Annotated in this window: 19 protein-coding genes; 3 read left to right on the plus strand and 16 right to left on the minus strand. The window is 65.3% G+C overall.

The genetic code is table 11. The features are described 5' to 3' along the window. Positions 1–29 precede the first annotated feature (29 nt). The 14 genes from GA645_RS11950 to GA645_RS12020 all read right to left on the minus strand — a co-directional run bounded on the left by GA645_RS11950 (position 30) and on the right by GA645_RS12020 (position 14,872). Positions 30–1,094 carry an ornithine cyclodeaminase gene (locus GA645_RS11950; protein ID WP_152222977.1) on the minus strand — a complete coding sequence of 355 codons (1,065 nt, stop codon included), beginning with the start codon at positions 1,092–1,094 and terminating at the stop codon, positions 30–32. A 296-nt stretch (positions 1,095–1,390) separates the two neighbouring features. Next, positions 1,391–1,879, minus strand: coding sequence for an Lrp/AsnC family transcriptional regulator (locus GA645_RS11955; protein WP_152222979.1), 489 nt, complete (start codon positions 1,877–1,879; stop codon positions 1,391–1,393). A gap of 144 nt (positions 1,880–2,023) precedes the next feature. Continuing rightward, positions 2,024–3,367, minus strand: a complete 1,344-nt coding sequence (locus tag GA645_RS11960; RefSeq protein ID WP_152222981.1) for an APC family permease — start codon at positions 3,365–3,367, stop codon at positions 2,024–2,026. A 125-nt stretch (positions 3,368–3,492) separates the two neighbouring features. Further along, positions 3,493–4,236, minus strand: coding sequence for an N-formylglutamate amidohydrolase (locus tag GA645_RS11965; protein ID WP_152222983.1), 744 nt, complete (start codon positions 4,234–4,236; stop codon positions 3,493–3,495). Further along, positions 4,220–5,563, minus strand: a complete 1,344-nt coding sequence (locus GA645_RS11970) for a glutamine synthetase family protein (protein WP_152222985.1) — start codon at positions 5,561–5,563, stop codon at positions 4,220–4,222. Before GA645_RS11970 ends, GA645_RS11965 begins: the two co-directional genes overlap by 17 nt. 15 nt (positions 5,564–5,578) lie before the next feature. Continuing rightward, complete coding sequence (locus tag GA645_RS11975) at positions 5,579–6,220, minus strand: isochorismatase family cysteine hydrolase (RefSeq protein ID WP_152222987.1); 642 nt, start codon at positions 6,218–6,220, stop codon at positions 5,579–5,581. Positions 6,221–6,222: 2 nt separating this feature from the next. Beyond that, positions 6,223–7,080: a MurR/RpiR family transcriptional regulator gene (locus GA645_RS11980; RefSeq protein ID WP_152222990.1), complete on the minus strand. Its 858-nt coding sequence runs from the start codon at positions 7,078–7,080 to the stop codon at positions 6,223–6,225. A gap of 382 nt (positions 7,081–7,462) precedes the next feature. After that, positions 7,463–8,020, minus strand: coding sequence for a phosphatase PAP2 family protein (locus GA645_RS11985; protein ID WP_178119525.1), 558 nt, complete (start codon positions 8,018–8,020; stop codon positions 7,463–7,465). A gap of 200 nt (positions 8,021–8,220) precedes the next feature. Beyond that, a complete protein-coding gene (locus GA645_RS11990; RefSeq protein ID WP_152222992.1) occupies positions 8,221–9,585 on the minus strand; it encodes a glycosyltransferase family 39 protein in 1,365 nt (454 codons plus the stop codon). Positions 9,586–9,892: 307 nt separating this feature from the next. After that, positions 9,893–11,254, minus strand: coding sequence for a cytosine permease (locus tag GA645_RS11995; RefSeq protein WP_152222994.1), 1,362 nt, complete (start codon positions 11,252–11,254; stop codon positions 9,893–9,895). A 12-nt stretch (positions 11,255–11,266) separates the two neighbouring features. Beyond that, positions 11,267–11,941, minus strand: coding sequence for an isochorismatase family cysteine hydrolase (locus GA645_RS12000; protein WP_152222996.1), 675 nt, complete (start codon positions 11,939–11,941; stop codon positions 11,267–11,269). 617 nt (positions 11,942–12,558) lie between these two features. Beyond that, on the minus strand, positions 12,559–13,308 hold the full coding sequence (locus GA645_RS12010; protein ID WP_152223000.1) for a Mut7-C RNAse domain-containing protein: 750 nt from the start codon (positions 13,306–13,308) through the stop codon (positions 12,559–12,561). Positions 13,309–13,374: 66 nt separating this feature from the next. Then, a complete protein-coding gene (locus GA645_RS12015) occupies positions 13,375–14,076 on the minus strand; it encodes an EthD domain-containing protein (protein WP_152223002.1) in 702 nt (233 codons plus the stop codon). A 142-nt stretch (positions 14,077–14,218) separates the two neighbouring features. Further along, positions 14,219–14,872: a peroxiredoxin gene (locus GA645_RS12020; protein WP_152223003.1), complete on the minus strand. Its 654-nt coding sequence runs from the start codon at positions 14,870–14,872 to the stop codon at positions 14,219–14,221. Positions 14,873–15,179: 307 nt separating this feature from the next. On the opposite strand from GA645_RS12020, the gene GA645_RS12025 reads away from it, so the two are divergent. Then, positions 15,180–15,470, plus strand: a complete 291-nt coding sequence (locus GA645_RS12025) for a GYD domain-containing protein (RefSeq protein ID WP_152223005.1) — start codon at positions 15,180–15,182, stop codon at positions 15,468–15,470. 85 nt (positions 15,471–15,555) lie between these two features. On the opposite strand, the gene GA645_RS12030 is transcribed toward GA645_RS12025, so the two are convergent. Next, positions 15,556–16,689, minus strand: coding sequence for an LLM class flavin-dependent oxidoreductase (locus GA645_RS12030; protein ID WP_152223007.1), 1,134 nt, complete (start codon positions 16,687–16,689; stop codon positions 15,556–15,558). A gap of 127 nt (positions 16,690–16,816) precedes the next feature. Next, positions 16,817–18,001 carry a flavin-dependent monooxygenase gene (locus GA645_RS12035; RefSeq protein WP_152223009.1) on the minus strand — a complete coding sequence of 395 codons (1,185 nt, stop codon included), beginning with the start codon at positions 17,999–18,001 and terminating at the stop codon, positions 16,817–16,819. Between the two features lie 234 nt (positions 18,002–18,235). On the opposite strand from GA645_RS12035, the gene GA645_RS12040 reads away from it, so the two are divergent. Together GA645_RS12040 and GA645_RS12045 are read left to right on the plus strand one after the other, a co-directional pair. After that, positions 18,236–18,754, plus strand: a complete 519-nt coding sequence (locus GA645_RS12040; protein WP_152223011.1) for a flavin reductase family protein — start codon at positions 18,236–18,238, stop codon at positions 18,752–18,754. A gap of 50 nt (positions 18,755–18,804) precedes the next feature. Then, positions 18,805–20,421 (plus strand): FAD-binding protein, encoded by a 1,617-nt coding sequence (locus GA645_RS12045; RefSeq protein ID WP_256676185.1) that lies wholly within the window; start codon positions 18,805–18,807, stop codon positions 20,419–20,421. The last annotated feature ends 3 nt before the right edge of the window (positions 20,422–20,424 follow it).

Raw genomic sequence — 20,424 nt, forward strand, 5'->3', positions numbered from 1 at the left:
AAAGGGGCCGGCTTTTTCATGATGCGGGATCAGGCGATGCGGCGCAGTGCCTTGCGGCCCTTGTTGGCGCGGGTGTGGCGGAACAGGTCCTTGGGATCGTTTTCTTCGTCGTCCTCGCCCCAGGGCACCAGATCGATGCGCTCGCCGACGTTCAGCCGGGTGGCCTGCTCGTTGACGTAGCGCAACGCGGAGTAATCTTCCAGCGCGAAGCCGACCGAGTCGAAGATGGTGACCTGCTCGGCGCTGTCGCGCCCCGCGACCTGGCCAGCCAGGACGCGCCAGAGGTCCACCACCGGGAAGTCCGCCGGCATCTGCTGGATCTCACCCTCGACCCGCGACTGCGGCTCGTACTCGACGAACACCTTGCCGGCGCGCAGCACGTCCGCGTGCAACTCGGTCTTGCCGGGGCAGTCGCCGCCGACACCGTTGATGTGCATGCCGGGCTCGATCATCTCCGGCGTCAGGATGGTCGCGTAGGCCTTGTCGGCGGTCACCGTGGTGACGATGTCGGCGCCACGCACCGCTTCGGCGGTGGAGCTTGCGCGAATGATCTTCAGGTTCGGGAATTCGGAGAGGTTGCGGATCAGCTTTTCAGTCGCAAGCGGGTCGATGTCGTAGACGGCGATTTCCTCGATGCCCAGGTGGAAATGGAAGGCCAGCGCCTGGAACTCGCTCTGCGCGCCGTTGCCGATCAGCGCCATGCGCCGGGAGTTCGGGCGCGCCAGAGCGCGGGCGGCCATCAGCGAAGTGGCGCAGGTGCGCAGGGCGGTCGCCACGGTCAGTTCCGAGAGCAGCACCGGGTAGCCGGTCTCGACATCCGCCAGCACACCGAAGGCCATGACGGTGTAGAGCCCACGCTGGGTGTTCTGCGGGTGGCCGTTGACGTATTTGAAGGCGTAGCGCACCGGGTCGGAAACCGGCATCAGCTCGATGACGCCGATGTCGGAGTGATTGGCGACGCGGGCCGATTTATCGAAGGATTCCCACCGCACGAAGTCTTGCTGGATGGTGTCGGCCAGCTCGCCGATAAAGCGCGCGACACCGATTTCTTGCACCAGTTGAGACATCGTGGGGACATCGACGAAGCGAGTCATGGCGGGACCTCCAGCTATTTTGATTGGTATTGGAATGACAGCTTTGGTATCCCCAACGGCAATGCTCGCAGGCCCTTTCAGCAGCGTGTTCGCAGTCGGCCGGAGAGGGCGATTGTGCGTCGTGGGATGGCGCCATTCTCCCACCCGGCCTGGGGAAATCCCGGCTGTAATGGCGTGGCGCGCCGACCGATCCGGCTGTATTCATCGCTTCGCACAGCCGATTCTGCTGTGCACGATTCGCTCGGCGGGCAGGTGCTTTTTCGGTCGGGAATCAGGAGCGCCGAAGGCCTGCGGCGTTAGCGGGCAGACTCTTTGATGGTGGTCAGTTCGGGGTGGGCGACGAGCTTGTCGATGTGCAGGCTTTCGTCGTTCAGCCAGGTTTCGGTGAGTGCGCGGTAGTGCTCCATGTCCCGGCAGCGCATGCGCACGCTGTAGTCGAAGGTGCCGCTGATCAGCTGGCAGTGCAGCACTTCCGGGCAGGCGATGACGCAGGCTTCGAAGGCCTTCTGCGCGGTACGTCCGCTCTGGTTCGACAGCGCGACCAGCACCAGCAGCGACAGGCCCGAGGCAATCTTCTGCTCGTCGATGACGGCGCCGTAGCCGCGGATGATCCCGTGTTTCTCCAGCTTGCGTACGCGCTCCTGGCAGGGGCGCGGCGTGAGATGCACCAGGGACGAGAGCTTGCCGTAGGTGATGCGGCCCTGGTGGCGGAGGATCCTGATGATCTCTTCGTCGATGCGATCCAGCGTGAATGAGGATGCGGTGTCCTGGTCTTTGGTGCTCATGGTTTCTGCGTTCTGGTTAAGCGGAAAGGGCCGCCGGACGCGCTCTATCCAGCGGCGTCCGGCAGCCCTTGCCTTTATGGGGTAACGCTCTGTCGTCTGTCAAAGACCGCCATCAACTTCATGGCGGCGCAGATGCCGGCTCGATCAGATCTCCCGTGCCAGCTCGGCACCATTGCCGCGCCGGTTGAGCACGACGAGGTAGACCAGGCCAAGTGCGATCCAGCCGATCCCCAGGGTTTGGGCTTCGACGCTCATGCTGACCAGCACATAGGCGATGATCACCAGGCCGATCAGCGGGAAGACCAGGTGCTTGAACACCTGCCCGGTCTTCTGGCGGATGAAGTAGTGGTTGATCACCGCGATATGCAGCAGGCAGAAGCCGGTCAGCGCGCCGAAGTTGACCAGCGAAGTCAGTACTTCCGGGGAGTCGAGGAAGTAGATGCCGATGCCCAGGGACAGCACGCCGACCAGGTAGAGGCTGATGTGCGGGGTCTGGTATTTCGGGTGCACCTTGGCCAGCACGCGCGGCAGCTTGCCGTCGCGGGCCATGGAGTAGAGCAGGCGGGAGACTGCGGCCTGCGAGGTGATCGACACGGTCACGCCCCAGGCCAGCGCAGTGGACACGGCGGTCAGGGTGGACAGCCAGCTGCCGCCTGCGGCTTCGGCGATTTCGTAGAAGGCGGTGTCCGCCGACTTGAACGTCATGCCGGCGGCCAGGTCGGTGGCCAGCCAGGTCTGTACGATGAAGATGCCGCCCATGACGAACAGCGCGATCAGCGAGGCGCGACCGATCTGCTTCGCCGGGTCGCCCTTGACCTCCTCGGCCAGCGTCGAGATGGCGTCGAAGCCGAGGAACGACAGCACCGCGATGGACACCGCCTTCATCACCAGCCCGAGGTTGAAATGTTCCGGCTGCAGCAGCGGCTCCATGGTCAGGCGACCGTTGCCCAGCCCGCCTTGCAGCGCCTGATAGCCGACGATGAGGAAGATCGCCAGCACCACCAGTTCGGCGATCAGGAACAGCAGGTTGAAGCGTGCCGCCAGGGTGATTCCGCGCAGGTTGATGAGGGTGGCGGACACCAGGAAGATCAGCATGAACGCCAGCTTGGGAATCGCCGGGAACAGGTGGTTCAGCGCCAGGGCGCTGAACACGTAGAGCAGCGGCGGGATCAGCAGGTAATCGAGCAGCAGCACCCAGCCGGCGATGAAGCCGACGTTGGGATGGATGCCGCGCTGGGCGTAGGAGTACACGGAACCGGCGATGGGGAAGGCGCGGGCCATGGCGCCGTAGCTGAGCGCGGTGAAGAGCATCGCAACCATGCCTACCAGGTAGGCCATGGGCACCATGCCATGGGCGTCGGCGTGGACCCAGCCGTAAACCCCGAAGGGGGCGATGGGGATCATGAAGATCATGCCGTAGATCACCAGGTCGCTCAGGGTGAGACTACGGCGAAGCTGTTGTTTGTATCCGAACTGTTCGATAGCCACAGGGCAATACCTCTAGGAACGGCAGCTTTAAGGGTTCGGCGCTCATGCGCTGAATTGTTCTTGTTGTCAGAACCTGCCCGGCCCTCGAACCTGCTCGTCGCTGGATGGCCGGCCGGGTGGGGTCCTCAGAGCCAGGGAGCCAGGCGTTCCGCCCAGGTCTCCACCCCTTGCGGGGTCCGCAGTCCGTCATTGCGGATTTCGATCAGCACGGCGTCCACGCCGCGTTCGTCGCCGTGTACAGGGACGGTCATGTCCTCCAGTGGGTCGATGACATAGGGTTGGTTCGAGCCGATTTCCTCACCGCCCTGGCGCAGCCCGCCGATGATGCGGTTCGCATAGGTTCCGGCCTTGCCGAAGAGCACGCCGGCGACCCACGGGCGAGGCTCGCCCCGGTAGCTGGGTGTGAAGCTGTGCACCCCGACGATTCGGGGTGTGCGTTGTGACGCAAGGCGCTCGTCGAGCAACTCGGTGAGCTGCCGGTGGAAGGGCTCGAAGATGCTCGATACACGCTCCACCCGGGCTGCGGCCGACAGTCCCTGGTTGCCGGGAATCGGGTAGATCTCGCTGTGCTCGGGAATGGCGTCGGGCGCCGCCAGGGGCCGGTTCAGGTCGATCAGCAGGCGCGAGTAGTTCGCCACCAGCAGCGTGGCGTCGAGGCGCGCCGACAGCGCCAGCGCCAGGTCCAGCGCGCCGATGTCCCAGGCGATATGTTCCCGCGCCGCCTCGTCGTCCAGCCCCAGTTGCCGCAGTTCCTCGGGGATGAAACGGCTGGCGTGCTCGCAGACCAGCAGCACCGGGCTCTTGCCCTGGGGATTGACGATCTCGAACGGCGGGCGCCGGTAGAGGCCGGATTCAGTAGAACTTTGCATAGGATTCACACAGTTGTTCTTCGCTGTGGTCGCGGGTCAGGGCCAGCTCCTGGCGCTTCATGGCGAAGTAGGTTTCGAGTAGGGCCGGCGGCAGTTCATTGCACAGTTCGCCGTCCTCCATCAGCAGTCGCTGGGCTTCGTCGAGGGAGCCCGGCAGGGCCTTGATGCCGAGTCTTTCGCGGTCCGCCGAGCTGAGGCCGTGCGGGTCCACGTCGGTCACCGCCGACAGCGGCAGTTCCTGCTCGATGCCCAGCCGGCCGGCGATCAGCACGGCGGTCATGGCCAGGTGCGGACTCGCGGTGGCATCCATGGGGCGGAATTCGAGGTTGAACTGGCGTGCTTTCGGCTTGCCCCCGATGTCCACCACCGGGCAGATGCGCAGCGCCGCCTCGCGGTTGCGCAGGCCCAGGCAGGCATAGGCGGCGCTCCAGTGGTGCGGCTTCAGGCGCAGGTAGGAAACGGCGGTCGGCGCGGTCAGGGCGCAGAGCGCGGGCAGATGACGCAGTACGCCAGCGGCCCAGTGTTCGGCGAGCTTCGACAGGTTGGTGGGGCTGGCCTCGTCATAGAACACCGGCGTGCCGTCCAGGCGTTGCAGGCTCAGGTGCAGGTGCACGCCATTGGTCACCGCGCCGGGCGCGAGTAGGGGGGTGAAGCTGCTGCGCCAGCCGAACTGCCGGGCGATCTCGCGGGTCACTTCGCGCACGTTCACGGCACGGTCCGCCGCCGCGACACCCTGGGTAGGGCGGCAGGTGACTTCGTACTGGTTGCGGCCGTACTCGGGCAGGAACATTTCCGGCTCCGCGCCGATCTGTTCCAGCGCGCTCATCAGCCAGCCGCCGAAGCTGCCGGTCTGCCGCTGGGCCTGCAGGGAGAATGCGGCGGCATGTTCGTCCGGCAGGCCGAGCAGGTTGAATTCGTGTTCGAAGGCGGCGGTGACCTGCAGGTCGAGCTGGCGGTAGCGCGCGATCTCGTTGCGCAGCAGGGTGCGCGGGCACACCGGCCAGGGCGAGCCATCGGTCAGCACCAGGTCGCCATGCAGGTAGTCCAGTGGTGCTGCCTGCTGGTCCGGACCGCTTTCCAGGCGTACCCGGCTGCTCGGGTCGGGCAGCAGGCGCAGGTCGCCGTGGCTGCCCCAGGGATTGTCGTCGGCGATGATGTCCTGGGGCGTCAGCGCGCTGTTGGCCGGTACCCAGCCGCAGCCGCTGGCCAGTTGATCGGCGACGTCCGCTTCGGGGAGCGAACGGCCGCGGGTGATGCCGCAGAGGTCGGTGGTGACGAAACTGGTCAGACGCATCGGTTTGCCGGGATTGTTATTGTTCTGGCTCATGGCGTTCTCCTGGCTTCAGGCCAGTGCGGCGATTCGTGCGAGCACGGTGTCGGTGTCGGCGATCCAGCAGTAGCCCTTGATCGCGTCCAGGCAGGCCTGGTGACGCGCGGGGGTGTGGGTGGCGCAGGCGTCTTCCACCAGGGTGACCAGATAGCCGCGGTCGGCGGCATCGCGCACCGCCATGTCGACGCACTGGTCGGTGACCACGCCGCAGACGATCAGGTGGCGGGTGTTCAGGTTGCGCAGGACGTAGTCGATGGCGGTGGAGTTGAAGACGCCCGAGGACGTTTTCGGCAGAACGATTTCGTTCTCGGCCGGCGCCAGGGCATCGATCACCTGGGCGTCGGGGCTGCCCTTGGGCAGATGCATGTCCGACAGCTTGTGGTCCAGCGAGCGGTCACGGCCGTCGGCGGTGAGGCTTTCGATGATGGTGTGCAGGACTTCCCCGCCCACGCTGCGCATCGCGGCCAGCAGGCGCTGCTGGTTCGGCACCACGGTCGCCTCGACGCGATCGTAGAAGTAGCGGTGCTCGGACGGATCGACGTGGGCGTCGCGGCCGGGCACGACCCAGGCATTCTGCATGTCGACGAACAGAATGGCGGTCTGACTCGGTGTGAACGGCAGGTCGCGGGGCGATTGGTGGGGCAGGCTGAACACGGTTATTCCTCCAGGATGTGGCTGCCGAAGGCAGCACGCAGGTGATCGATGCCTTCAAGGCGTTCATCGAGGTGGCCGTCCATGCGCGCCACCAGGCTGGCAATCAGCGCTTCGACCTGGGCCATGGCGGGCACCAGGGTGTCGAAGGGCGAAGGGGATTCCACCGGTGCGCTGACGATCAGGTCGGCGAATTCGCGCAGCGGTGAGTCGTACACATCGGTGAATAGCACCATGCGTGCGCCACGGGCCTTGGCGGCCTTGGTCACGCCCAGTGCCTGCGCCTGGTAGCGGCGGTAGTCGAACACCAGCACCAGCCCCTGACGGTCGATATCGTTGAGCTGATCGGGCAGCGCGGCGCCGTCGTCCAGCAGCAGGCAGCCCGCGCGCAGCATGCGCAGGTGCGCCACCAGGTAGCCGGCGAGGAAGCGGCTGAAGCGACCGCCATGGCAGAACACGCGACTGCGCGTGTCGAGCAGCCAGTCGCCCAGCAGGCGGATGTCGTCGGCCTGGGTCAGCGCCAGGGTGCGCTGGATGCCCTCGCTGGCGTCGCTGAGGAAGTTCGACCAGGCGTCGTTGTTGTTCATGCCCTCCCGGCGTCCGGCGAGCAAGGTGCGCGGCGAGCGCAGGCGGTCATCCACTTCCGCCATCAGCGCATTCTGGAAATCGCTGTAGCCGGCGAACCCGAGTTTCTTCACCAGGCGCAGGATGGTCGGGTCGCTCACGCCGGCCTGGCGGGCCAACCGCGACATCGGCCCCAGGCCCAGGCGCGGGTAGTCGTCGAGCAGGGCACGCAGGACCTTGCGCTCGGCCTTGGTGAGGTCGATCTCAGGGGAGTTCAGGCGGTCTTTCAGTGTGAGCATGGCGGCGTCCCTTGGTGTGCTTTATTTGTATAATGCACTTCATAATTTGGCAATACGTTATTTTTGTAGTGTTCACTACATTACGATGGATGCGTTCCGCGGGGCGGGTGATCCGTATGCCGGGCAGTGGGAGTGGGCTGTCGATGCCGTGGGGTGATGAGCCGCTGCCGTAGCGGCAGGAGGGCTATTCCGCTGCAGGAGGCGAGGAGGCGAGGAGGCGAGGGTGGCCGGCGGGAGTGGGGGCGGGCTGGGCGATGCGGGTTGAATGCCGTCGTGCACGAGGTCCGCCGAGCCATCAAGTCTGTCGGCGGCTTTCGTCGTGAGGCTGGAAGTGCCCTGGATGCGGGCGTGCCAATGACCCTGCGGGGGCCTTGTTCAGGCCCTACAGCAGGCTGGTGAGAAATTGATCCAGCCGGGTGTCCCGGCGATATAGGCCGCGCACCAGCACTGCCGCGACGATGCCGCTCAGGGCGCCGCCGATGAGGTCGCTGACATAGTGCGTGCCCAGGTAGACACGGGATATCGAGACCAGCAGCGCTACCGCCAGAAGCACCGCACCGAGCTTGCGTCGTCCCTGGATCAGCAGGGAGGCGACAATGGCGATGGCCGCCGTGGCGTGATCGGACGGGAAGGACGGGTCGCTGCTGGGGGCTATCAGCAGGTGCGTGATCCCGGCGTCGTAAGGGCGCACCCGCTGGAAGAACAGCAGGATGAGCTGATTGATCGCCAAGGCGAGCAGGAAGGCGAAACCCGTCGCCAGGGAGGTATGGCGAATGTTGCGTCGGTCGTCGCGGCGCCACCACTGCAAGGCGACCGCCAGGACCATCAGCGGTACGCCGACGGTCGACGCCATGAGCATCAGTTGATCGAGCAGGGGATGCTTGCCAGCCGCGCTGTTGAGCATCAGCGTCAGCGCGGAATCAACGTCGTACAAGGTCATGGTCGGGTCCTGTCATGCGGATGTGCGGCGAGAAGCCCATGCGGCTGCCTGGCCATCCGCGAGAGCGCCGTCCAGGGCACGCGCTGTTACGGGCTCGTCGTCTCCATTGGCGCGTGGAGACAGACTACGAGGGGAAAATTAGTGGGAGCTGAAGATGGAGATTTCGCTTGCCGGTGCCGCTTCCCTGGGCAAGGCCCGTGTCACCAGAGCCAGTACGGCAGGAACTTTGGCGTGGGCTCCACGGACAACTCCAGGTGATACGTGATGGAGTTGAATAAAAAAGCATCCAGCGAGAAAAATGCGACAAGCCCGAATGCCACGATGAAGAACTCGCGATAGGGATGCTCGGAAAAATTCCGGGTGATTACATAGCGCCCCAATGCCAGGGCGACCGAACTGCTCAATACGCCAAGATAATTGGGCTGCAATGGCGTCGCTATATACAGCTCGTACAGGAATACGATCAGCAGCATCCCCAGCCCGATCACGTGGATATTCAGGCAGAACTTCAGGAAACGTTCTCGCACGCGAACGAAGACACCTTCCTTGTCGACGAACACGTAGGCCGCCAGCAAGGCGATCGCCGGGGTGATCGACAGGATATAGCGCGCCTTTTTCGAATTGGGGATCGTGAAGAATATGAGCAGCGCAACAAACCAGGATGCGAGGTAAAACAGCAGGGCGGTGTCAGCCTGACGTGGCGCGAAGAGGAACTGTTTGTATTTCTTGACGATCACGTTCAGGGCAACCACTACGGTCACGCCGTACGTCAGCAGCCCGGCACTGAAGTAGAAGTAGTAGCGCGGCGCGTGGGTATTGGCGATGCGACCCAACCCCTGCATCTCCAGCACGTCCTGCATGAAAGCATTGCCTCCCTGCAGGTACGCGGCCCAGGCCAGCAAGGCGACGCCGGCCATCAGTGTCAGGCCGGCAAACAGCAGGAATACCAGCAGCGTCCGCCACTGCTTGCTCAGCGCATAGTAGGACGCAACGACGATCGACGGCCCGATCAGGCCAACTGGCCCCCTGAAGGTAAAGCCAAGGGCCAGCGCGACGAAGACAAATGCCAGGCGATAGGGGGCCTGTTTGAGATCGGCGGTATATGCCAGGTAGAAACAGACCACGGTAAAGAGTGCGGGGTAGACATCCAGTGCCAGATAGGTCACGCCATCCAGGAATGCCCAGGTAAAGAGCGAAAAGACCACCCCATACAGGCCCCACTTCTTGTCGTGCAATGCGCCCAGTTTATAAACGAACACCAGCATCAAGGAGGCGGCCATGCAGATGGGCAGCCCCATCGAAAGAATGGATACGCGGCCAAATGGCAGGGAAAACAAGTACTCCAGGAAGGTATTGGCGATCGTGTAATCCGGGTACGGCTGCAGATCATCCGCGATGGGGAACAGCGTCATGCCGTTGTAGAGCATGTACTGGGTGAAATCGACAAGGCGTGTCGTGTAGTTAAGGATCGCAGGCTTGTATTGCAGCCCCAACAACATCACCAGGCTGATGGAGAAAATACTCCAGCAAGGGCTCTTAGCAACCTGTCTTGTCAAACCGTCCATGCGTTGAGCGTCCCCCCCGGAATCGCGCACGAATTGTCGGCCTAGCTTTTATACGAAAAGTACCGCCGCAGGTAGTGCCGCATGTAGGTTGGTCTCTCTGCAAGGCGCCTGGCCGACCTGAAGTAGGGTGGCCTGTTCCATCGATTCTGATTCTGCCGGCCAGACCTGCGCCCGGAGCATTTCGCTGTCGTTACGTTGGACGGCCCGGCAGCCGCAGTCGTGTTGCGCGGGCCCTGTGATTCCCGACGGCATCTGCCCTGGGCAGCCATTCACCGGACTGACCAGGGCAGAGGCATGGCCTGTCCGGTCAGGCCCTGGCGGTGCTCGCCAGCAGGGCACTACGGCGGCTCATCAGCCGGTAGTACATGCCCGCCGGGAACAGCAGGCCGACGGCCCAGGCGAGGTCGACGCCGTGCAGGCCGGCGGCGATGGGGCCGGTGTAGAGGGAGGTGTTCATGAACGGTACCTCGAGCGCGATGGTGGCGAGGAATACCCCGATCGCTATCCCGTTCACCCGGCCATAGATGCCCGACGGCTCGAAGATGTCCGCGATCTGATAAACGCCTTTGCGCAGGGCGTAGTAGTCCACCAGGTTGATCGCTGTCCAGGGGATCAGGAAGTAGCTCATGAAGAAGATGAAGTTCAGGAAGAACTGGATGAAGTCATCCTGGGCGAGGGTGCACAGTCCGGTGGCTGCGGCGCAGATGACGAGCATGAATCCGGCGCGCACACCTGGAGTGACCTTGAGCGCCGCGAAGGGCTCGATCACCGTCACGGTCGACATGAAGGCCCCGTACAGGTTGAACACGTTGATGGCGATCTGTCCGTAGAGTACGAACGCCACGGCCAGCAAGGTCCCTCCGCCCAACAGGCCGATCAGGTGCAGGCCGACGTTGTCGGCGAAGCCCGCCAGGCCCTTGGCCAGCACCGCGCCCAACAGCATCATCCAGCTCCCGCCGATGACCGTGCCCGAGTAGCTGTACCAGAACACCTGCCGCGTGGAGGTGCTGGTCGGCAGGTAGCGGGAGTAGTCGGCCACATAGGGTGCATAGGACAGCTGCCAGGTCACGGCAATGCTGACCGAGGCCAGGAAGTTCGCCAGGTTGAAGCCTTGCGTCGACCACTGTCCGGCTTCGATGGGCAGGGCCAGGGCGAGCAGGCTGGCGACGCCGAACACGGCGATCGAAACCAGTGACAGCACCTTCTGCAGACGGTGAATCAGCTGGTAGCCGAACAGCGCCACCAGGAAACACAGCACGCCAAGCAGGACGATGTTGCCCCCGTTGCTGAGCGGGCTCGCGGTGGCGACGGCCTGGGCGGCCAGCAGCGTGTTGCTGACGAAGAAGCCCAGGTAGATGAGCATCACGAACAGCAGCGGGACGATGGCGCCGAACACGCCGAACTGCGCGCGGCTCTGGATCATCTGCGGGATGCCCAGCCTCGGGCCCTGCGCGGAGTGCGAGGCCATGAATATCGCCCCGATCAGCGAGCCGACCAGGATCGACAGTGCGCTCCAGAACAGATTGAGGCCCAGGCTGATCGGCAGCACACCCGCTGCAACCGTGGTGATGTTGGCGTTGGCGCCAAACCACACGAAGAACAGTGAACGCGGCTCGCCATGACGTTCAGCTTCGGGAATGAAGTCGATGCTTCGCTTTTCTACTTTCATGTCCTTCTCCGCTCAACAGGTTTCGACGAGGCGTTTTTCCAGGCGCGCAATGGCCTGGACGAACGCTTCCGGCTGGAAGGCAAGGTGGTCGGGCTCCGCCGTGCGAAGCGAGGACGCTGGCTGGTTCTGCCAGCGACGCAGCAATTGCTCCGTGGAGAAGATTTCCAGCCCGTAGAGCCAGTTGGAGAGGATGAACAGCGCAGAGTAATGGGCCGCGGCGGTAGTCGCCGTGCAGGCGTCGGCCACGAGGGTCAGGCGCAAGTCGTGCTGGTAGGCATCGAACAGGCTGCTCATGACGCAGACGTCGGTCAGCACGCCGATCACCACCAGATGCCTGATACCCCGGCGGCTCAACATCTGAGCCAGTCGGGTACCGTGGAAGGCGCTGTAGCGTTGCTTGTCGATGACGACGTCAGCGGCCTGTGGCGCGAGGGCGTCGATGATCTCGATGGAAGGAGTGCCGGCGCGGTAGGTGGTTGGCCGACCCTGGTCGTCTACCGGCTCGCCCGGGGCCAGGTCGCGGCCCTGGGCATCGTTGACGTGGCGGGTATAGAACAGCGGGATGTTCAGGGTGCGGGCGTGGTCGATCAACGCGGCGGCGTTATCGACAACCTGGTCGAATCGCTCGAGAGGGAAGCCGTCTTCCTTCTGCAGGTCGATCACGAGAATGGCGGTGTCTTGGGTCATCAGGTTTCTTCCGGGGGACAGAACGCCGGACAAGCGCAGGTGTCGCTCGCCAGGGGCTCATCGGATGAAGAGGTGCAGCGATCCGCTGGAGCGGAACCTGCGCAAGCTCGAGAGAAACTCTCGCGAGAGGAATTACCTGACTATCTGCCAGAAACCGTTCTGCTTGGCGGCTACACAGGCGGGAAGACGTTGAAGGACGACGCGCGAAGGGGCGCCGGCTCGCCGCAGAAAGCCCTTCATGGCTGCGCAAGGCAATGCGCACACCGAACCACGTGGGCTGGCGTGAAGCTTGCCGAATGCTGCTGCGCAGAGGGGCATGACTGGGAACTCCTGGACGAATCGCACGACGCATACAGCAATATGCAATATGCAGGCCAGTGATCGGGCGAGCTCGAAAGTGGCGGTTTTGAGCGAGGTGAGTTGTCGGTGTTACTGAATGGTATGTGGTATTCCATAATATAATGATACGAAGCGTAGCAAGCCCGCAAGAATCTGCTCCAGCCGGCAGCCAGAACTGGTCAGCCCCCGACAGCGTCCGCGCTCGGCCACTCAGCCAGGTCACCGTCAGCGAAGCGCCATTGGACGTGCGGGCCCTCAGATAGCGGTGCACCGCCTTCCTAGGAAAAACCGGCGCGCAGCAACGGCTCCAGCAACGCCCGCATGCTGCGCCAGTGGGAGCCCTCCCAGAACACCTGGTCGCAATGGTCGCAGGAGAGGAACAGCGCATGCCGCTCTGCCACCCGCGGCGGCACCCGTGAGCGGGCCTGTTCCGCCGGCAGTTCGTGCAGCGGGTAATTGCAGCGCAGGCAGCGGCTGAAGGGGCGGGCGCTGCGGGCCAGGTCCAGTCGTTCGAAGAGTTCCGCCAGTTGCTCCCGTGGCTTGCGCGCGTGCAGGTAGCAGCCGTGGCTGATGATCCGGCGCTTGAGCAGTTCGCGGTCGCGGGTGAGCACGATGCGCCCCTGGTGCGCGCTGATCTCGGCGATCTCGCTGTCGTCGAAGGCGTTCTCGTAGAGGGTGTCGAAACCGCTCATGCGCAGCAGCGCCGCGAGGCCCCCAAGGTGCGCGTCGGCGACGAAGCGCAGGACTCGCAGGGGGCTGGCCCGCACACGCAGCAGTGGGCTGATGTCCAGGCGTTCGAACATGGGGTAGACCGCCAGGCGGTCGCCGTCGAGGATCGCGCGGTCGAAGTCCACCGACTCGCCATCGAGCAGGATCAGCTCCACCTCGGTGTGCGGCACGCCGAGAGCTTCGATCATGTGCTTGACCGTCGCCCCGTCCGGGCAGGCGCAATCGAACTCGCGCCGGCGGCGGCCGGCGGGCAGCAAGTCGTTGAGCTCCTCGTAGAAGCGGAAGGTCGCGCGGGTCATGCCGTTGAGTATGGCAGGCCCGCGCGGGCAGGGCGGTTCAGCCCCGGAAGGGCTGGCCGCTCCCGGTCACTGCGGGTATTGGCTGGTCAGCACGACGCCCAACTGGTCGAAGTCGATGAAGCGCTGGCAGCTGTCCATCATCACCGCGAGGTTGTCCTGGAACTTCGCCTCGTCGCCCGGCGCGTCGAAGAAGGCCATGGGGTCGGTCATCGCCGCCGGCGGGAAGCATTCCTCGACGATCGCCGCCAGCGGCGCGGCGCCGGGGGTGAGCACCTGCACCACCAGGTTCTGCACGTACTGGAAGTTGTCCTGGGTATCGATGGCCACCCGCGTGTGGTGGTTCTGCCAGATCGCCAGCCAGGCTTCGTGGGTCAGGCGCGCCGGGCGTTGGAGAAGCGCCAGCTGGGAAAATCCGTGGGTGCGCTGGCCGGCCCGGGCGGGGAAGCGGGTGTTGGGGATCGGCACCGATTCGCAGACCAGGTAGCCGGCGATCCGCGCGCAGGCGGCCTGCAGTACCTCGTCGTAGGGGCGCCGGAATTCGCCCACGGCGCTGTCGAGCCAGAAGCTCACCACCGCCTGCGGCAGTTCGCCGGCCTGCTCCTGGCGCAGGCCGTCGGCCGGACGCACGTCGGCGTCATCCAGGTTCAGCTGCAGGTGGCGCGCGCCCAGGCGGACCAGGCGATCGGCCAGTTCCGTGCGCACCTCCCGGAAGAAGTCTTCGGCGTTGGCGCGACTGTCACGCCAAAGTAGGTAGATGACCTTCTGCATGGCAAAGCTCCTCGTTATCGACAAACCCGTTCGGGCGAAGAGGTGCAACCATGCAGGGGGAGACGGCCGGCGCCATCGTCTGTGCGGACTAGCCGGCCGCTGGAGCGCCTTCCTCCCCGCAGCCGGGGAGGAGGGAGAGTCGTCACTTGGGCTGGGCGACCACGCGCAGGTACGGCTTGAGGGTCTTGAAGCCCTGCGGGTATTTCTTCTGCGCGTCCTCGTTGGACACCGAGGTCGGGATGATCACGTCGTCGCCCGGTTTCCAGTTCACCGGCGTTGCCACCGTGTGCTTGGCATTGAGCTGGATGGCGTCGAGCAGGCGCAGGATTTCGTCGAAGTTGCGCCCGGCGCTCATCGGGTAGGTCAGCGTGGCCTTGATCTTCTTGTCCGGGCCGATCAGGAACACCGAGCGCACGGTGGCGTTGTCCACCGCCGTGCGCGGGCCGCCGCTGGCGTTGGGGTGGATCATGTCGTAGAGCTTGGCCACCTTCAGGTCGTCATCGCCGATCAACGGGAAGTTCACCGCGTGGCCCTGGGTCTCGGCAATGTCGCCGACCCAGGCGTGGTGGTCGCTGACCGGGTCGATGCTCAGGCCCGCGACCTTGGTGTTGCGCTTGTCGAACTCCGGTTTCAGCCGCGCCACGTAGCCCAGTTCGGTGGTGCAGACCGGGGTGAAGTCCTTCGGATGGGAAAACAGGATCGCCCATTGATCGCCGATCCACTGGTGGAAGTTCAGGGTGCCTTCGGTGCTTTCTGCGCTGAAGTCGGGGGCTTCATCGCCAATTCGTAGGGACATAGCCATTCTCCGTGTGGGCTTGGGGGTGTCTGGACGGGCCGCGCGAGCCGAAGGGCGGGCCGTGGGCTGAAAAGTATAGGTGGGCGTTCGGCATGTCGCCCGTGGGGCAGCGGATCAGCGGTCGTGCCGGGGCTCGCCAGGGCTGCTAATCCTGATTTGTGGAGGTCGTCGGATGCGTGCTGGTCGACGTGGCTCGCGGTGCTGGGGACGCCGCGCGTCTGCACGTCGGGAAGGGTGGCGGTCTTCTTCCGGTGCAGTGGCTTCCGCGCCATCGACCGTCGCTCATCCACACGACAGGAGCTGAACCATGGCTACCTTCATTTCCCTGGTGAATTTCACCGACCAGGGCATCCGCAACGTCAAGGACTCGCCGGACCGCTACGCCGCCTTCAGGGCAATGGCCGAACAACTCGGCATCTCGGTAAGGGCCGCCTACTGGACGACGGGCGGCTACGACATGGTGCTGATCGTGGAAGGCGCGGAAGACGTGGCCACCACGTTGCTGCTCAAGGTGGCGTCGCTGGGCAACATCCGCACGCAGACCCTGCGCGGCTTCTCGGAACAGGAGTTCCGTGGGCTGATTGACGCAATGCGCTGAGGCAAACGCAAACGGGGCGGCCCGAAACCGGCGCCGCCCCGTGCATGGCTTGTCCGACCCCTCGCGAGTGGGGCGGGCCTTCGATTCAGGCGTTGTTGGCCTTGTCGCGGAAGTAGGGGATGACCTTCTCGCCGATGTTCTTCAGCGTTTCCAGCTGCGCCCACTGCGGCACGGTGCCCATCTGGCAGATGAAGAGGATTTCATCGGCGCCGGCGTCGATCAGGCGCTGCACGTAGCCGATGCAGTCGTTCACGGTGCCGTAGGCGTGGTTGGGGTTCATCATCGCCATGGTCGGATCGGAGAAGTCCACGGAGACTTCCTCGGAGGCGAAGCGCGAGCGGATCACCGCCTGGCCGTTGCCGTCGACGAAGGTGTCGTCCTGCCACTTGGCCGGGTCCGGGCGCTCGCCGCCGGCGTACCAGTAGGCCAGGGATTCCATGAAGTAGCGCTGGCCACGGATGCCGATGGCGCGGGCCTGCTCGTTGTCGTCCAGGACGATGGCCGGGCAGAGGGCTGCGATGTGGCGGTTGGGGCGGAAACCGACCTGGTTGGCGGCGTCACGGTTGTCCCAGGCTTCGTGGTACACGGCCACTTTCTTGGCGATCTCTTCCGGGCCGCCGAAGCCCAGCACCAGGGCGCCCATGCCACGGCCGCCGGCGTTCTTCAGCGACTCGGTGTTGGTGCAGGCCAGGTACATCGGCGGGTGCGGGTCCTGGTAGGGCTTGGGATGGATCGGGCGCTTGGGGATCTTCACGTATTCGCCGTTATGCTCGATCTCGTCCTGCACGAACATCTTCGGGATGAGGTACATGGCTTCGTCGATCTGCGGCTGCAGGGTGGCCAGGTCGTAGCCGAAGGTGCCGGCTTCCTGCTGGGTGCCGCCCTTGCCGACGCCGAAGTGCACGCGGCCCTTGGACAGCAGGTCGAGGGTGGCGATGCGCTCGGCGACCTTCACCGGGTGGTTCATCGCCGGCGGCAGGCAGACCACGCCGTGGCCGATGCCGATGCGCTCGGTCTTGCCGGCGACGAAGGCCAGCATGGTCTCCGGGGCGGACATGTGGGAATAGTTGGTCAGTGCGGTGTGCTCCACGCACCAGAAAGTGTCGAAGCCGAGTTTGTCGGCCAGCACGGCCTGTTCGACGGTGTCATCGAAGACGCGACGGTCGCCTTCACGGGTGCTGTCCAGGGTCTGGGCTTCGTAGATCAGAGAGAATTTCATGGGATGCGTCCCTTGTTGTAGTTGCGGCCGGGGGCTCGGCCTCGCGGGCCATGTTCAGTGTTCGCCGGCGTCTCGGAATCGCCCGAATGGACTACGCCGAAACGCCGGACTGTTCTTGGGCGTGGAGTCAGAGGAAGAAGTCGGTGCTGTCCATGCCCATGCTCACGCCGCCCAGGTTCCAGGCGTACTTGGCCGGGCTGTTGGCGACGTGCGCGCGACCGGTATGGATGTCGCGGAAGGCACGGTTGATCGGGTGTTCGCGGAAGATGGTGGAGGCGCCGCTGTTGAACATCAGCGTGCCGGCCGCGCGGGCGCACTTGTCCGCCACCAGGGCCGAGTCGTAGCGCATCTTCACCCGCTCGGGCATGGTCAGCGGCTCGCCGTCGCGGGCGCGCTGCATCATCAGTTCGAAGTTGCGCAGCAGCACGGTGCGGCACTCGTCGGCCACCACCATGGCGTCCGCCAGCGCCTGCTGGGCGCCCGCGTCCTGGCCCATCTTGCGGCCGTCGTTGACGCCGACGCGGGCACGGTTGTGCTCGACGAACAGGTTCACCGCGCCCTGCAGCGCGCCGATGGCCGAGGAGGACACCGCGCGCACGAAGATCTGCCCAAACGGCAGGCGGAACAGCGGGGCGGTGTTCACCGCGTTGCCCGGGCTGTTCTGCATGAAGCCGTCGAGGGCACGGTGGGTGCGGTAGTCGGGAACGAAGGCGTCTTCGACGAGTACATCGTGGGAGCCGGTGGCTTCCAGGCCCATCACGTTCCAGTTGTCGACGATCTTGTAGTCAGTGCGCGGCACCAGGAAGGTTCGGTAGTCCGGCGCGCCGCCCGGTTCGCTCGGCGGCACCATGGCGCCGAGGAAGGCCCACTGGCAGTGCTTGCTGCCGCTGGAGAAGCCCCAGCGACCGGACAGGCGGAAGCCGCCTTCCACCGGGGTGACCTTGCCGACCGGCATATAGGAGGAGGAGATCAGCACGCTTGTGTCGTCGCCCCAGACGTCCTGCGCGGCGCGGTCGTCGAACAGCGCCAGTTGCCAGTTGTGGATGGCCACCACGCCCAGTACCCAGGCGGACGACATGCAGCCCTCGGCGAGGGTGATCTGCACCTCGAAGAAGTCCTTGGGCTCCAGCTCGTAGCCACCCCAGCGCGCCGGCTGGAGGATGCGGAAGAAACCAGCCTCGTGGAAGTCACGGATGGTTTCCTCCGGCAGCTGGCCCTGGCGCGCGGCATCGGCGGCGCGTTCGCGCAGCACCGGTACCAGCTCGCGGGCGCGCTGGCGGAGGCGCTGGCGGATCAGTTCCTGGTCGAGCATCTTGTTGTTCTCCTGTGATCGCCCCGCAGGGCCTGCGCTCGGCCACCGCGCAGCTACGCAGGGGGCCTTCGCTGGCATTTGAACAACGCTCGACTGGCCCGGCATCCTACAAACGGACCATATGCGCCAAGGCTTCGGCGCCCCGGGGCGACTAGTCCCCTCGGACGATGTTGCGCCCTTGTCCCGGTCACAGAATTCATCGCACAACAACAAGCCCCAGCGAGGCACCGTGCGATGAGCCAAGACAATCTGAAAGCCGACATGATCCAGGCAATGCGCCGGCTGGCGAAGTCGGTGACCATCATTACCACCAGCGATGGCAGCGAGCGTTTCGCCATGTCCGCCACCGCGGTTGATTCGCTGTCCACCGAGCCGCCGTCGCTGCTGATCTGCGTGAACAAGACCGCATCGCTGCACCGCGTGCTGGATGCCGGCGCGGACTTCTGTGTGAACATCCTCGGCCAGGAGCAGGAGCACCTGTCGCACCTGTGCAGTGGCCCGGTGAAAGGCGAGGGCCGCTTTGCCAGCGGCGACTGGCGCAGCACCGAGTGCGGCGTGCCGTACCTGGCCGATGCCCAGTCCAGCGTGGTCTGCGAGCAGGACGGCAAGTTCACCTACGGCACCCACACGATCTTCATCGGCCGCATCCGCGAGATCCGCAACAACCCGCGCATCACCCCGCTGATCTATGTGAACGGCACCTACACCACTGCTGTCGACGTGCAGCCGGTGAACGTGGCGGCAGCGGGTTGAAGGCCATGCGCGGCAGCCGTCCGATCGCCCCGCTGCGCTTGCCCGAAGGCATGCAGCCAGACTGGCAGGCGCATACCGACCTGCTGGTGGTCGGCTTCGGCGGCGCCGGCGCCTGTGCTGCGCTGGAGGCCCGCGAGCGCGGCCTCGAGGTACTGGCCCTGGACCGCTTCACCGGCGGTGGCGCCACGGCGCGCAGCGGTGGTGTGGTCTATGCCGGCGGCGGTACGCCGTACCAGCTCCGCGCCGGCTACAACGACGACGCCGATGCCATGTTCGGCTACCTGCGTGGCGAAGTCGGCGATGCCGTGAAGGCCGAGACCCTGCGCGACTTCTGCGATGGCAGCGCCGAGCAACTGGCCTGGCTGGAACGCCATGGCGCGCGCTTCGAAGCCAGCGTGCCGCCGCACAAGACGTCCTATCCCAGCGACCGCTACTACCTCTACTACTCCGGCAACGAGTCAGTGCCGGCCTACGCCAGCCTGGCCCGTCCGGCTCCGCGTGGGCATCGCACCAAGGGCGCCGGCATGTCCGGTGCGGCCCTGTTCTCCGCCTTGCGCGCTTCAGCGCAGGAGAAGGGCGTGCAGCTCTACAGCCAGTGCCAGGTGCGCCGGCTGGTGCAGGATGCCAGCGGCGCGGTGGTCGGGGTCGAAGCCTGGCGCCTGCCGCCAGGCAGCCTGGCCGCGCGCCGCCATGCCTGGCTGGGGCGCATGGCTACCGCCATGCACCCCTATGCGCCGCCGCTGGCCGAGCGCCTGATAGCCGCGCTGCAGCGCATCGAGGCACGCCACGCCAGGCCGCTGCTGATCCGGGCACGCAAGGGCGTGCTGCTCAGCGCCGGTGGCTTCGTCTTCAATCGCGACATGCTCGCCGAGCATGCGCCGCACTACCTGCCCGCGCTGCCCCTGGGCACGCCGGGTTGCGACGGCAGCGGCATCCGCCTGGGTCTTGGCGTGGGCGCCGCAACGCAACGCCTGGAGAAGGTCAGTGCCTGGCGCTTCATCAATCCGCCGCTGGCCTGGGCCCGTGGGGTGATCGTCAACGCCCGGGGCGAGCGCTACTGCAACGAAGAGGTCTACGGCGCCACCCTTGGCCACGCCATGGTGGAAGAGCAGGGCGGCCGCGCCATCCTGATCCTCGACCGCGCGCTGCTCAAGGAATCGCTGCGCCAGGTCGGGCCGGGCAAGGTCTGGTCGTTCCAGCGCCTGCCGGTGCTGCTCAACCTGCTGTTCAACCGTCGCCGTGGCGATACGCCCGCCGCCCTGGCCCGCGCCATCGGCGTGCCGGCGGAGAACCTGCGGCACACCCTTGAGGAATACAGCCGCGCCGCCCGTGGCGAACACACCGATGCCTTCGGCAAGTCCCCGGCGATGCTCGCCGATATGGACGATGGCCCCTGGTATGCCCTGGACCTGTCGGTGGACAGCAAGCTCTATCCGTGCCCGGCCATCACCCTGGGCGGGCTGCGCGTCTGCGAGCGCAGCGGCCGCGTGCTGGACAACGCCGGCGCGCCGATTCCGGGGCTCTACAGCGCCGGCCGCAATGCCGTGGGTGTTGCCTCCAACCTTTACGTATCCGGCCTCTCCATCGCCGACTGCGTGTATTCCGGCCGTCGCGCCGCCGTCCATATGGCAGCCCGCGCGCAGGCCCCCATCCCTGAAACCGCCTGAAGG

Source organism: Pseudomonas sp. SCB32, assembly GCF_009189165.1.
In the GTDB taxonomy this organism is placed as follows: Bacteria; Pseudomonadota; Gammaproteobacteria; order Pseudomonadales; family Pseudomonadaceae; genus Pseudomonas.